9 protein-coding genes are annotated in these 13,344 nt (G+C 53.2%); 3 read left to right on the forward strand and 6 right to left on the reverse strand.

Features of this window, described 5'->3' with window-relative positions:
* Positions 1–279: 279 nt before the first annotated feature.
* The 6 genes from QWI16_RS04195 to QWI16_RS04220 all read right to left on the reverse strand — a co-directional run bounded on the left by QWI16_RS04195 (position 280) and on the right by QWI16_RS04220 (position 10,006).
* Positions 280–2,301, reverse strand: coding sequence for a glycoside hydrolase family 97 protein (locus QWI16_RS04195; RefSeq protein WP_302711498.1), 2,022 nt, complete (start codon positions 2,299–2,301; stop codon positions 280–282).
* A gap of 724 nt (positions 2,302–3,025) precedes the next feature.
* Complete coding sequence (locus QWI16_RS04200; RefSeq protein ID WP_302711499.1) at positions 3,026–3,709, reverse strand: SapC family protein; 684 nt, start codon at positions 3,707–3,709, stop codon at positions 3,026–3,028.
* Positions 3,706–5,253, reverse strand: a complete 1,548-nt coding sequence (locus QWI16_RS04205; RefSeq protein WP_302711500.1) for a tryptophan halogenase family protein — start codon at positions 5,251–5,253, stop codon at positions 3,706–3,708. Before QWI16_RS04205 ends, QWI16_RS04200 begins: the two co-directional genes overlap by 4 nt.
* A 149-nt stretch (positions 5,254–5,402) precedes the next feature.
* On the reverse strand, positions 5,403–8,360 hold the full coding sequence (locus QWI16_RS04210) for a TonB-dependent receptor (RefSeq protein ID WP_302711501.1): 2,958 nt from the start codon (positions 8,358–8,360) through the stop codon (positions 5,403–5,405).
* Between the two features lie 307 nt (positions 8,361–8,667).
* Positions 8,668–9,573: an aspartyl/asparaginyl beta-hydroxylase domain-containing protein gene (locus QWI16_RS04215; protein WP_302711502.1), complete on the reverse strand. Its 906-nt coding sequence runs from the start codon at positions 9,571–9,573 to the stop codon at positions 8,668–8,670.
* Between the two features lie 223 nt (positions 9,574–9,796).
* On the reverse strand, positions 9,797–10,006 hold the full coding sequence (locus tag QWI16_RS04220) for a helix-turn-helix domain-containing protein (RefSeq protein WP_302711503.1): 210 nt from the start codon (positions 10,004–10,006) through the stop codon (positions 9,797–9,799).
* Between the two features lie 114 nt (positions 10,007–10,120).
* On the opposite strand from QWI16_RS04220, the gene gmk reads away from it, so the two are divergent.
* The 3 genes from gmk (at position 10,121) to QWI16_RS04235 (ending at position 13,293) form a co-directional block, all read left to right on the forward strand.
* The gene (gmk, locus tag QWI16_RS04225) at positions 10,121–10,738 is read left to right on the forward strand and encodes a guanylate kinase (RefSeq protein WP_302711504.1); all 618 of its coding nucleotides are present in this window, start codon (positions 10,121–10,123) and stop codon (positions 10,736–10,738) included.
* 158 nt (positions 10,739–10,896) lie between these two features.
* Positions 10,897–11,154, forward strand: coding sequence for a DNA-directed RNA polymerase subunit omega (gene rpoZ / locus QWI16_RS04230; protein ID WP_302711505.1), 258 nt, complete (start codon positions 10,897–10,899; stop codon positions 11,152–11,154).
* A 24-nt stretch (positions 11,155–11,178) separates the two neighbouring features.
* Positions 11,179–13,293, forward strand: coding sequence for a RelA/SpoT family protein (locus QWI16_RS04235; protein WP_302711506.1), 2,115 nt, complete (start codon positions 11,179–11,181; stop codon positions 13,291–13,293).
* Positions 13,294–13,344 lie beyond the last annotated feature (51 nt).

A 13,344-nucleotide genomic window follows, 5' to 3' on the forward strand; every position in this document is an offset into this window, starting at 1 on the left:
CTAAGGCGAGAGCCCGAACCTCTCGCCAGCATTGCCCTATACGCACTGGTGAGGTCGGAGGCCCCATGTAGTCGGTCGTACCGCTCTATCTATTAACCCGGCAATTATAATTTTCAGGTTAATAGCGGCGCAGGATGCGCAGCCGAAGGCGAGCGCAAGCCCTGTAAAATCAAGGTTTCGCAAATTCCGCAGATTTTACGGGGCGACAATTAAGATGCTCAGGACGAGTATCTTAATTGCCAAGTTAATAGCCTTGCTGCAGAAGTGTTTGTGTATTGATCACGGCAGCTTTTGCAAACTTACCGCAGCGCCACCTCCGGGCGCCAGCTGCAGGCTTAGGGTATCCGCCGCGCCCACCTCCCGGTGGCTAATGTGATAGGCAGCGGGATTATTACGGTAGTGCGCATCCTTTGCATCGGCGTAGATGATCGCCCGGTAACGCTCGCCCTCGCTGAGAAAATCCAGAGGCAGCGTCAAGGTTCGCTCCGTCTCGTTGGTAATGGCGCCCAAATACCAGTCATCCCCCCCGCGTTCGCGCCGGGCAATCGCAATGGATTCGCCAATTTCACCGGCCAGCACCCGGGTCGTCTCCCAGTCCACCGGGACTTGCTTGATAAACTCAAAGGCGTCCGGGTGCCGCGCGTAATTTTGAGGCAGATCAGATGCCATCTGCACCGGCGAATAAACGACAACATAAAGCGCCAATTGCTTTGCCAAGGTTGTGTTCACCTGATTGTTCGGGCGGCTTGGCAGGGTCAACTCAAAAGCGCCTGGGGTAAAATCCATAGGACCGGAGAGCAAGCGTGTATAAGGCAAAATTACCGTGTGTTCAGGCGGATTACCGCCGTCGTCCGACCAGGCATCGTATTCCTGGCCACGGGCCACTTCACGGGATACCAGGTTCGGGTAGGTGCGGCGTTCGCCGGTATCTTTAACCGTTTCGTGCGCGACAACCATGACCTTGTGTTTCGCCGCCATTTTTGTCACGCGATCGGCATGACGCACAAAACGCTGACCGTGATGATAGTAGCCATTGGTCAAACGTTCTCCGGTTTCAACATAACCGGTTTTGACCGCCTTCATGCCATGATCGGCGAGAAACTGGTAGGCGTCTTCCAATTGACTCTCGTAATTGTCGACCGCCGCGCCGGTTTCATGATGACCAATAATGTAGACTCCCTTGTCTTTTGCATAGTGGGTAACTTCCTCCACATCGTAATCCGGGTAGGCTTGGGTAAAATTGAACTCAGCGCCCTGGCCGTTAAACCACTCACTGTCCCAACCAGTGTTCCAGCCCTCGACCAGCACACCGTCAAAGCCGTGCTTAGCCGCAAAATCGATGTATTTTTTGGCGTTTTCAGTGGTAGCGCCATGCTTGTCACCCTGGGACCAAGTGCCTTTTTCCAGGTGCAGCTCCCACCAAATACCCACGTACTTGCCTGGCTTTACCCAGGAAACATCGCCAAGGGCGTTGGGATCGTTCAGGTTGAGCGTTAAATAATTGGTAATCAGATCACCGGGTGCTTTCGCTACCTGCAGCGTACGCCAGGGAGTTGCAAAGGGTAAGTCCACCTGCGCCCGCACTTGAGTGTGCGGCGTCAGCGGAACCAGTTCGGCGGCCAGGGTGTGCGTACCGGTGCGCTTCAGGTTCATGGTGGAGTAATCGTGCAGAGCCGCCTCGTGCAACACCAGGTAGAGCCCCTTGCCAGTTTTGAACGTCACGGGGGTGTGTACAAGATCCATCTCTTCGACCGGTGTCTCGCGGTACAAATATTCGTATTGATTGCCCGCCTGCGCCGGAGTCCACCAGGCGGTGTGATTGCCTGCCAGAGAAAATTCGGTTAATTCCCGGGTAACCGACACCGATGATACACCGTCCGCAGCAGGCAACTCATAGCGGAAACCTAAGCCTTCATCGTAGAGCCGAAAAACAATATTGAGCTTTCGCTTAAGGCCCGACTCTTCATGTAGAGACACGAGAAGTTGATTATAGTGATTGCGAATGTAACGCTCTTCTCCCCAGGGCTGCTCCCAGGTTTGATCGAAACCGGTGCGCGACACACTTGCCAACGTCAAAGCTTTTGACAGTGGCGCCTGACCTTTAAAATCAAGCCCCAGCGCGGAATCAGCGATCACTTCGTCGCCGCGATAGCTCACCCGATACTGGGGATGCCCCTGATTATCGAGAAAAAATTGCAGTGTGATATCACCATTAGGGGACTGAGCCTGGATAATCTCAGAAGCTGTTACCGGATGAATGGTGAGCATAAGCAGCGCTCCCAAAAGCAAGATCGTTTTCATAGTTATTACGTCGTTGTTGTGGTGACTAAAAATTCCAGCGATGAGTCAGTGTAATTTTCCGCTTTTTGGCTTACTACGGCAGTTACGTTTCTCGGACCAAGAAAACGTTTCCAACCCTTTGAAAACGTTTTCTTGAGGCGTTTCCTATCTACATCAATTGCAAACAGCTCTCAATGTCGGCGGGGTGCTGTAACTCCCAGAATGTATCGTAGTGATTGTCGCGCCGCACTGACCGCAGAAATCCGCTACATACTCGTTTGGATAGCTCGTTGCCAAGCCTTGCCACGCTTGCTCACCAGAGTTGGGACAGTCGTAGGCCGATTGGACCACAAAGCTGGGGGACTGGCAGTCGCCCGAATTTTCATAGGGGGCATATACATTGATAGTACAGCTATTGACCTGGCCCGCCTTGATGGTTCGGTCCGCAACGACAGCACTGCCGTCTTTCGCCCTGTCCTGGCGTACCAATTGGCTAGGACCGGATTGCTGATACACCACCTCCCAAGTCACAGGAACATCTCCTGCCAAGGCAGAGCCGCAACACAAGACAAAAGCAGTAAACGTTAAAGCGCTACAATTTTTTACTCTGAACATAGCTATATCCTATTTTCCGGGGCTATTAGAAACACCCTTTTCCAATGGTCCCGCTCCTCAATGATTCAAGTCCCTCTGAAAAATTTTCACCTCAAAAAGTAGACAGTCGACACAAACGAGAATTTGTGAATTATCCCGCCAATTCGGCTATTCTTGTCATGTTGTACAGCGAGAAATTCTGGGCATAAAGGTATCTGGAAATTTTCATAAATTGTGATCTTTTATTGTCGTCATCGATTCTCGCAACCCGGTTAATATCGACACTGTAGAGTCCTTCCATTGTGACTTTTCTGCCGTCTTTATAGGTGACCTCCGCCTGAAGCTTTGAAACAAGATCCATAGCCAATACATTCTGTATGTAATCCTCAGTCTCTTCACGCCCTCTATAAATCTCTCCCAGAGCAGCCATAGCGTCATTGAGAGCTGTAGCATTTTCACCGAATATCGGCTCACCTTTACCCACCCCCGGCGAGTCAATATCCAAACCTATTACAGGGTCCGATTCCGGGGAGGACTCCACAGCCACCAAAGGCAGTCTTTGAATGCTCAAAGGAAGAGCCCCATCATCAACGCGCCCTCTACTCAAAAGGGTAGATTCTTCTGAGATGCCAAGAAGCACCGAGCATGAGAATTTACCCGTCTGCCCATCTTTCACCAGAACGATTGGGTAGTGAAACATCAGCGTAGAAAACTCGGAAATCACAACCGGAACCAGCCGACGGTGAAAATAGGCTTTTCGTGCTTCAGAAAAGTCGACCCGTAACTGTCTATGAGAATGCTCTTCCAGGATTTCTACGCTAGGCATTGTCGTCATATTCGTTGTAATCCGTGCTCATTTATGGCATTCAAAAGGGTCCGATTTTGCGGCAAAAACGCCAGAACTTTGTCGGTTTCTTTTCTGTACTGGTCAATTTTGGCTTGTATTTTCTCCAAGCGATTTTTTCCCGGATCATGGGTCGAGGTTTTAAAATTCATCCCATACATGACGAAGCAGTAACTTTCCAAGGGAAAGACATCCGCTCTACTCAGAAAATCCAGAACAGAAGGACTCTTCTCCTTCCATCTTTCAAGCTTGTCGATCAGACTTGCAGGAATTGAGCTTGCGCTCGTATTGTCTCGCCAGAAGGGGGTGTCTTTCCGGCTGGACAGGCAATAGTGAAGCTTTAAGAACTCGATAATCGAGTTCCAGCGATACTGGAAGATGTCGTTGAACTGCTTCTCGCAGCGCCAAAGCTCAGAGCGCCGCAATGGTAGTTTTTCGGCTATCCAGTAAGCTGATAGCTCGACAAGCAGTATTGAAGATGCTTCCAGTGGCTCGACGAAACCGGCGGATAAGCCCACTGCAACACAGTTTTTGACCCAAAACCGCTCCCTGTGGCCGGGCGTATACCGAATTGATTTAATTGGTAGATCCCTGGATTTTTCCCCAAGGTGCCGTCTGAGCACCTGCTCAGCGTCGCTATCGCTGCAATACCGGCTGGAGTAGACGTGACCAACTCCGCGCCGGCTTTGTAAACCGATATCCCATATCCAGCCAGATCCTGTCGCCGTTGACACCGTGTGACTGGCAATTGCTCCTGCTTGATCGTAAGGGCACTGAACCGCCAATGCTCGGTCACAGAAAAGCACTTCTGATCTGTCAGCAAAAGGAATATGGAAGTGCTTATCAATCAGCACACCACTGAAACCGGAACAATCGATATAGAAGTCTCCCGGCAGCTCAGTATTATCCTGCAGAATCAGAGAGGATATAGCGCCATCCTCCTCCGTACGAACGCCAGTTACATCACTGACTTTGTGAACAACGTTCAGCGTCTCAATGCAGTGTTTCTTAATAAATTCTGAGAACTTATGGGTATCCAAATGATAGGCGTAGTTGAGTACGCCTTGGTATTGCGGGGTGGTAATCGCTTTGGGCGCCAGCCCCGCTTCACATGCCGCCTCTTGGTAACAGGATGCCGTTGAATAGGATAGATCCTCAGTGTTTAAATCACAGCCTAACCAATGAATCAGTGAATTAAGAGGCGCAAAGTAGGCCGGCAGCATAAGCGGATGATAGTAAAAATCAGACTCCGAGCCATCGACCCAGCGATTAAAGCGCGCGCCTTGTTTGAAGGTTGCATCGCAAGCGCGTATAAAATCAGCTTCGCAAACACCCAAATCCTTAAGAGTCGTTCGCATAGACGGCCAGGTTCCCTCGCCGACCCCCACAGTGCCCACTGTGGGAGACTCCACTAGCGTAACGGTGAGATTCCGCCCTTGCTCTAAAGCACACTTGGCCGCGAGAATACCAGCTGTAATCCATCCGGCCGTGCCACCGCCGACTACTACTATGTTTTTTATACTATCGCTACGCATTTTTTCTTAAGAGCCAAGTTGGAGTTTCCCATGGACTGTCTTTTAGTCATGACAGCCCCACCTTGCAAAAGCGAGGGTCAGGCCAGTACGGGAGAAACTTTGGCACCGTTAACACGCGCCAAAGTTTCTCTGTCGCCTAGACGTCGAGGCTAGAAAGTGGCGCGAACCCCCACCGAGTAGCGCGGCCCGCTCTCTTCAGCCAATAGGAACTGGTTGGAGAACCGCCCGTGCCACTTGGTTTCCTCTCCGGTCAGATTGATGCCTTCCAGGAAAATCGAAACATTGTCTGTCAGGTTGTAGTTAGCGCTGATATCCAACTGACCATAACCCTCAACAAAAGTAGGTTCCGCCACCCCGCCTTGATCAAGCGATTGCAAGAACTCGTCCCGGTAGTTATAGGCAAGCCGTGCAGAATAGGTCTCATTTTCGTAGAACCCGACAATATTGTAGGAATCGCTTAACCCAACTAGGGCAAAGCCCTGATCAAACTTAGACCTGTCGTACTCCGCATTGGTATCGACAAACGTCGCGTTAGCCATCATGCCAAAGCCGCTGCCGCCAAACATATGCTGGACTGACAACTCATAGCCGTTCACATCAGCGGTTTCCACGTTTGACGGCTTGGTAACCGAAAACTCAATCACTTCGTCGTTGGGATCGACGATATCCGAGGGCGCGCCACCCGGCGGAATCAAGTTAATGCTTCCCGTTGCCGGGTCGGTAATCGGCTCGCCGTCTTCGCCGATAAAGGTCTGACCGCTGGTTGCATTGACGATGAAGTTGTCAACCTGCTTGTAGAAAACCCCGATCGAGGCGTAGCTTCCGGGAGCGTAGTACCACTCCAGAGAGAGGTCGATATTGTCAGACTCCAGCGGTTTCAGATCAGGGTTACCCGCCGTAACGGGATAAGGGCCATTCTGCTTAAGATCCCTGAACTCAAGGTTTGGCCGAAGCTCCTGCATGGATGGCCGTGTAATGGTCTTGGAATAGGCTGCGCGTGCGACCAACTCTTCCGTTAAATCAATTTTGAAGCTCACATTGGGCAAGAAGACGGCATAATCGGACTCAAGCTGCGTAGGCGTGACAGGGGATAGAACTTCATTCAGAACTTCTGCGCCCTCAGCCTCTACCCTAAGAATAGACGCCAGGTTACCGGTAATTGTAAGATCGGTTTTTTCGTATCGAAGGCCCGCTACCACGTCATAGGGAAGCCCGCCAAGATCACCGGCAAACTCCAGCTGCGTATAAAGCGCTAAAATGTCTTCTTCAACGTCGTAAGATTCCGAAGGGACTTCAGCCGTTGTGAAGGGGATACCAACATGGCCTTCATAAATTTCACGAAACTCATCATGATCAAATTCAAGCCACTGAGTCTGTATGTTGCCGCTACCGCTGACGCCGCTTAGAAAATCAGACCCGGCATCAAGCACCGATATTTGCGGCGGTGTAATTTCTGTCCAGAAATACTCGCCACCACAGAACATGCAGTTCAATGTGGCACCCGGACCGACATAAGCCCGCGGCTCGTTCTCAGCGACAATTGCCGCCTCTTGTTCGGTCAGCCCACGGCCGGTCGTAAACTGCTGTCGGTCTTTTGCACGACTTTTAAACGAAAGGCCAAAATCCGCCTTTATTAAACCCGAGGAATCGTTGGAATCAAACGCCCCGGCGATCTTCAGTTGATCGATGGTGTCATTGACTACACGGCCGTTGCGGATGGTAAAGCCAGGCCGCAGGTTGTCAGGATCAAGATAGTCACTGTTGGGAATGGTCAGCTGGCCATTTGCGTCGGGCTGATAAGGAACCGAACCCGTGCCTGACTCAAACCCGGAAATCGCCGGAATAAATCCATCACCCAAATCCCAGGTTAAACGATTACGATAGCCCATCGTCACTTGAGAATTACCGAAGCCCATAGGATCGTCGTACTCAGATTCAGAGCGATACGCATCTACAGAAAGGCTGAGGGTGTCGGTGATATTCCAACCTAGATTCAAACCGCCAACCAAAGTGTTGGATTTCCGGTTCTCTTTAATCGCATTGAACTCCGTCGCCTGAACAACGCCCTCACCCTCGCGCCGATCGGCGATAAAGTGAGTCACAGTGCCATTTTCATCAGCAACCACATCTCGCCAATCTGGCCGACTGCCGAACCAATGGACCAGCATATTCTGATCGCGCAAGAGCTCAAACTCGGAGTAGAGTACATCCGCTGTCAGGGTAAGGTCTTCCGTCGGAGCAAACTGCAGCACTAAATTGGCGTTGTCTCGGGTGCGCTTATCGCGCTGCACCTGAATAAAGTGGTTCTGCGGCAGGTATAGACGCCCCTCGGGGTTGGCATTGGAGCGAAGCTCTGACGCATCCGGGTATAGGTTTGACCCCGAATCGGCTTCCACCCGAGCCCAGTTGGCATTGGTAACACGGTTCACGGTGGATTTGCGCTCGAAATGATTGTAGGCGAAGAGTACGCCCAGAGTATCGTCTGCAAAATTACCACTATAGAGAATAGAGGCTTGCGGACTGCCCTCTTCGGCTAAAGTTTCGTAACTGTACTTGACGGTGCCGGCCACTTTGTTGCCAACATCAAAAGGACGGGGGGTTTGTAAGTCAATGACCGAACCAATACCACCAGAGTCCGTAAGAGCAGAGCCTGTTTTGTTGACCACGATAGAGCTGACCATCTCTGATGCCAGGGTATCAAACTCAAAGTCGCGGTTGATATTCTCTGAAGTCAGCTGACGACCGTTCAGTGTCACCACGTTAAAACCGGGACCAAAACCGCGAACGGTAACAAATTTACCCTCGCCGCCTTCGCGATTAATTGAAACCCCTGGAATTCGCTGCAAGGACTCCGCCAAGTTGGTATCGGGAAACTTACCAATGTCCTCTGCGTTAATGACATCCACGACGCCAGAAGCATCACGTTTTTCATCCATAGCCGAGGTCAAGGCTTGTCTTACACCCGTAACGATAACTTCTTCAAGCATTGATGCGCCTTGCGCTTGCTCGCCTTCCTGGGCAATGGCCAATTGCCCCACACCTGCCAGGGCACAGCCCGCTACGGCACTGGCCAGGAGATTTCGTTTGAATCGTGTATGAGATTTCATTGGCGGCTCCTCGTTATTATGTAGTCGCTGTTATTGTGATTGGATAAGACATTCGTAGGTCGCGCCGTACATGGACGGCTTAACTCTGCAACCTGACCTGCGAATACTTTCTGTCAGCGTTCAGTCACGCTGATCTTGTCGGCCGGTTTTATTTGTATGGCGGTACCGACTCGGCAATCCTAATGCGGCGCATTTAAGGGTGTCTATACAACGGAAGTGGGGACATACCTGAAAACGTTTTCAGGTACTGGAAAACGTTTTCAGACAGGCGGTTTCGGTCAAGCGCCGAGGGGTTTAAAGCGGGTATTTAACGAGCGAAAAAGAACAAATAGATCAGCAGAGCGTAGAGCGCGTACTGCAAGCTGTAGTACAAACGCGTGTTGTAGGCCTTCAGCTTTTTACCTAGGCGCCTCAATTGATACACATGCGCAAAACTGCGATTGAGCCAACCCACTTTATCACCCGGCAGGTTTTTCGTCGCCGTCGCCGACATGACCAACTGCGAGAAGGCCCGATTAAGCCAATCAACCGGCGCAAAAGTGACCGGCCGCTTTATATCCAGAAATAACACAATGCGATTGCAATCGGTTTTATTCTCGGCGTAGTGAATATAGGTTTCATCAAACATCACCGCTTCACCGTCGCGCCAGTGGTAGCGCTCGCCGTCCACGTCGATGTAACACTCTGGAACGTTAGGCGTTACCAGCCCCAGATGATAGCGCAGAGATCCGGCATAGGGGTCCCGATGCTTTACCAGGCGCGCTCCGGGGGGCAGCATGGCAAACATGGCCCCCTTGACACTGGGCAGCCCCGCCAGCAACTGCGTGGTTTTGGGACACAGACGCGCCGCCGAGGTGACGGGCTCGCCATACCAGCTCAAGTAGAAGCGCTTCCAACCTGTGCGAAAGAAAGAATTAAAGCCCAGATCGTCCAGCTGATCCGAGGCTTTGATCTCGCGGGTGCGATCAAGTGCCAATGCTTCATCGCGAATGAGCTGCCAGTTATCCTGTAAAACAGACAACTCGGAAAAGGTTGCAACGTCGATGTAGGGCTGACGCTTGACCGCCGAGAACGCATAGAACAGGCAGTTTAACGGTGCCATCAGGTTGGAATGATCGGTCAGTCGGCGTGTCAAACGCTCGTGACGAACCTTACCTCGCAGCTGTACATAACAGGCCGAAGCAACAAACAGAGCAAATATCAGCAGTCCCATGTAATACCTCTCCATGCTGGGAAAATGCCACGGGCGAACGCACGGCACTGGGCTCAGCGCAGAGCGAAGTCGCTTTTGGAATTATTTTTTGGGCGGGATAAATCGAAGGTTGTGACCGCCAGTCGGCGGGTAGCCATAAATTAGCTCAGCGGCATTGCGCACGCAAGCACCAGCGTATAAAAGAGTGTTAAGCCCCTCGCAAACCGGGTATGAGCTCGGAGCATCAATCCTCTGGCGCCATGCCCGAGACCATGGCGGAAAAGCCGCCGTCTTTTAACTTAGCGATTAACTCGGCCAGGGCCTCCACCTGTGAGCGCTGCAACTGGCCGTCCGTATCCGGCTCCAACCTGCCTTTGGTGATCATGGTGCGGACAAACGCCGGGCTGCATCCGAGCAATTCGGCAGCGTCATCTAAGCTTAGGGTATTTTGCATCTCACACTCGTGTCGGTTGGCTTGAAAGATGGCGCCGCCGGTGTTCGCCGGCGCCGGGCTTGTGCCATAATATCGGCTTTAGGCGCCGCGGCGCACACTGCAACGGATGACTCCATGAGCAAAGGCATACTCTACACTGTATCCGCCCCCTCTGGCGCCGGCAAAACCAGCTTGGTCAACGCCCTGGTCAGGTCCAACCCCGAAGTCTGCGTTTCGGTGTCACACACGACCCGCCCCATGCGCCCGGGCGAAGAAAACGGCGTTAACTACCACTTTATCAGTCATGAGCAGTTCGAGGCCATGCTGGCGCAAGGCGCCTTTCTCGAGCACGCCCGGGTGTTTGGCAACCTCTATGGCACCTCGCAGCATTGGGTAGAGCAAACGCTCAGAAGTGGCATGGATGTTATTCTGGAAATCGACTGGCAGGGCGCCGCCCAGGTGCGCAAACTCATGCCAGACACCGTCAGCCTGTTTATCCTGCCGCCTTCGCTGTCCTGCCTGCGCCAGCGGCTTACCGGCCGCGGCCAGGACGACAAAGCCGTGATTGAAGCGCGCATGAGCGAGGCCATTAATGAGATCTCCCACTATGTGGAGGCGGATTACATGATCATTAACGACGACTTTACTGTCGCCCTGGCGCAGTTTCAGGCGCTGATCACCAGCCAGCACCTGCGCCAGCAGGTGCAGTCGGAACGCCATGCGCCCCTGTTGGCAGAGCTGCTGTCCAAATAACCGCGATTGACACTTCCCCTGTTGGGCAATTTGTGTACAATATCGCCCCCGCTCGCGACCGCCCTCACTGGCTCTTATCGCCCCGGTAGCGCATAATAGCCCCAAAGGCTGCGATCATCGCGAGCACCCGATCACTCCTGAGTAACAACGGAAGACATATGGCACGTATTACTGTTGAAGATTGCCTCGACCACGTGGACAACCGCTTTGAACTGGTTATGGTGGGCAGCAAACGCGCTCGCCAGCTTGCGGTTGGCGGCAAAGACCCCCATGTACCGGAAGAGAATGACAAGCCCACGGTTATTGCCCTGCGCGAAATCGAAGAGGGCTTTATTGACGCCAGCATCCTGGCCGAGCGCGACGAACCGGCGCCCGCCCCGCAGCTGGAAGAGCACAATTTCGACCAGCAGATATAGGACCCGACAGATCGGAGGACGACGTTGTTAACCATTGAGGCACTGAGCCACCGGCTTTCGTCTTACTTGGAACCCCCTCAGATCGATCAGGTCAGGCGTGCCTATTACTACGCCGAACAGGCGCACGACGGCCAGAAGCGCCGCTCGGGTGAGGACTACATTACTCACCCTCTGGCCGTCGCCGATATCCTCACCAGCATGCACATGGACCATCAGAGCCTGATGGCGGCCATGCTGCACGACGTGATTGAAGACACCGGCATTCCCAAAAAAGCCATCGCCAAGCAATTTGGTGATCCGGTGGCTGAACTGGTTGACGGTGTCAGCAAGCTCACCCAGATTGAGTTTGAATCCCAAGCCGAAAAGCAAGCCGAAAACTTCCAGAAAATGGCCCTGGCCATGGCCAATGACCTGCGGGTCATCCTGGTCAAGCTCGCCGACCGGCTGCACAACATGCGCACCCTGGGCGCTATGCCGCCGCACAAGAAGCGTCGCATTGCCAAAGAGACCCTGGAAATCTACGCCCCCATTGCCCACCGGCTGGGCATGAACGACCTGCGCCTGGAGTTTGAAGACCGAGGCTTCTACGCTATGTACCCGCTGCGAGCCACTCGCATGCAGGCCGCCCTGAAAACCGCCCGCGGCAATCGCAAGGAGCTGGTGGAACAAATTCAGACCGCCATTGAAAAGCGCCTGGGTCGGGAGAGCGTCAATGCGGTGGTGATTGGCCGCGAAAAACACCTTTACAGCATCTACCAGAAGATGCGCCAGAAGAAGAAATTCTTTAAAGAGATTATGGACGTCTACGCCTTCCGCATTATTGTGGACAGCGTGGACGCCTGCTACCGCGCCCTGGGTGTGATTCACAATTTGTACAAACCCGTGGCCGGTGAATTCAAAGATTACATTGCCATCCCCAAGGCCAACGGTTACCAGTCACTGCACACGGTTCTGGTGGGCATGCACGGTGTGCCGATAGAGGTGCAAATTCGCACCAAAGAAATGGACGAGATGGCCAATACCGGCATCGCCGCCCACTTTCTCTACAAATCCAACAGCGACGACGCCCTGAGCAGCAGCCACAACCGCGCGCGCCAATGGGTGCAAGGCCTACTGGAAATGCAGCGTCGGGCCGGCGACTCGCTGGAGTTTATCGAGAACGTCAAAATTGATCTCTTCCCGGACGAGGTCTATGTCTTCACACCCAAAGGCCGCATCGTCGAGCTACCCCACGGCGCGACCGCAGTGGATTTTGCCTATGCGGTGCACACCGACATCGGCAACACCTGTGTGGCCTGCCGCATCAATGGCCGCTTAGCGCCGCTTTCCCAGCCGCTGCAAAGCGGCCAGAAGGTGACGATCATTACCGCGCCCGGAGCCCAACCCAATCCCAATTGGCTCAACTTTACCATCTCTGGTAAAGCGCGCAGCGCCATACGCCACTACCTGAAAAACCAGCGCCATCACCACTCAGTTGCCTTGGGCAAAAAAATGCTCGGCCGGGCACTGGCGGACATCGACCTTGACGTGGACAACCTCAGCGACGAGCACAAAGACAAGCTGCAAAAGTCCACCGGCGCGGCCTCCATGGAAGCACTGTTCGAGGACATTGGCCTGGGTAACCGCATCGCCTACGCCGTGGCAAAACTGCTGCAACCGGACGCCGACATCAAGCCCCGCGGCGGCAGCATCTATTCGCCACTGACCATCGACAGCTCAGATGGCGTGCTGATTACCTTTGCCAAGTGCTGCCGGCCCATTCCCGGAGATCCCATTATCGGCCACATCAGTTCCGGCAAAGGCCTGGTCATTCATCAGGAAACCTGCCACAACCTGGCCGAAATCCGCCACAACCCCGAAAAAATCAGCCACGTCAACTGGGCGCCGACCGTCTCGGGGGAGTTTTTGGTAGACATTCGGGCAGAGGTAGAATCCGAGCGCGGCATTATCGCCACCCTGGCCACCCGCGTTACCGAACAGGGCGGCAATATCGAACACATACACGTCAACGAACGCGACGCTCACAACAGCGTTATCAACCTGTGTATCGGCGTGCAGAATCGTATCCACCTGGCCAATATCATGCGGCGCATCCGCAACCTGAGCTTTGTCATTCGCATCCACAGAGCGAAGAATTAGCCAGCCGTAGTAAGCTTCTCCCTCCTAGCACAAAGACCATAAATCGCTTTT

Source organism: Gilvimarinus algae, assembly GCF_030518215.1.
In the GTDB taxonomy this organism is placed as follows: Bacteria; Pseudomonadota; Gammaproteobacteria; order Pseudomonadales; family Cellvibrionaceae; genus Gilvimarinus; species Gilvimarinus algae.

What these genes read in the sequence shown, in the direction of transcription:
- QWI16_RS04215 (WP_302711502.1), bottom strand. Translation starts at nt 9,573, where the DNA reads ATGGGACTGCTGATATTTGCTCTGTTTGTTGCTTCGGCCTGTTATGTA.
- QWI16_RS04195 (WP_302711498.1), bottom strand. Translation starts at nt 2,301, where the DNA reads ATGAAAACGATCTTGCTTTTGGGAGCGCTGCTTATGCTCACCATTCAT.
- QWI16_RS04210 (WP_302711501.1), bottom strand. Translation starts at nt 8,360, where the DNA reads ATGAAATCTCATACACGATTCAAACGAAATCTCCTGGCCAGTGCCGTA.
- QWI16_RS04220 (WP_302711503.1), bottom strand. Translation starts at nt 10,006, where the DNA reads ATGCAAAATACCCTAAGCTTAGATGACGCTGCCGAATTGCTCGGATGC.
- QWI16_RS04205 (WP_302711500.1), bottom strand. Translation starts at nt 5,253, where the DNA reads ATGCGTAGCGATAGTATAAAAAACATAGTAGTAGTCGGCGGTGGCACG.
- gmk (WP_302711504.1), top strand. Translation starts at nt 10,121, where the DNA reads ATGAGCAAAGGCATACTCTACACTGTATCCGCCCCCTCTGGCGCCGGC.
- QWI16_RS04200 (WP_302711499.1), bottom strand. Translation starts at nt 3,709, where the DNA reads ATGACGACAATGCCTAGCGTAGAAATCCTGGAAGAGCATTCTCATAGA.
- rpoZ (WP_302711505.1), top strand. Translation starts at nt 10,897, where the DNA reads ATGGCACGTATTACTGTTGAAGATTGCCTCGACCACGTGGACAACCGC.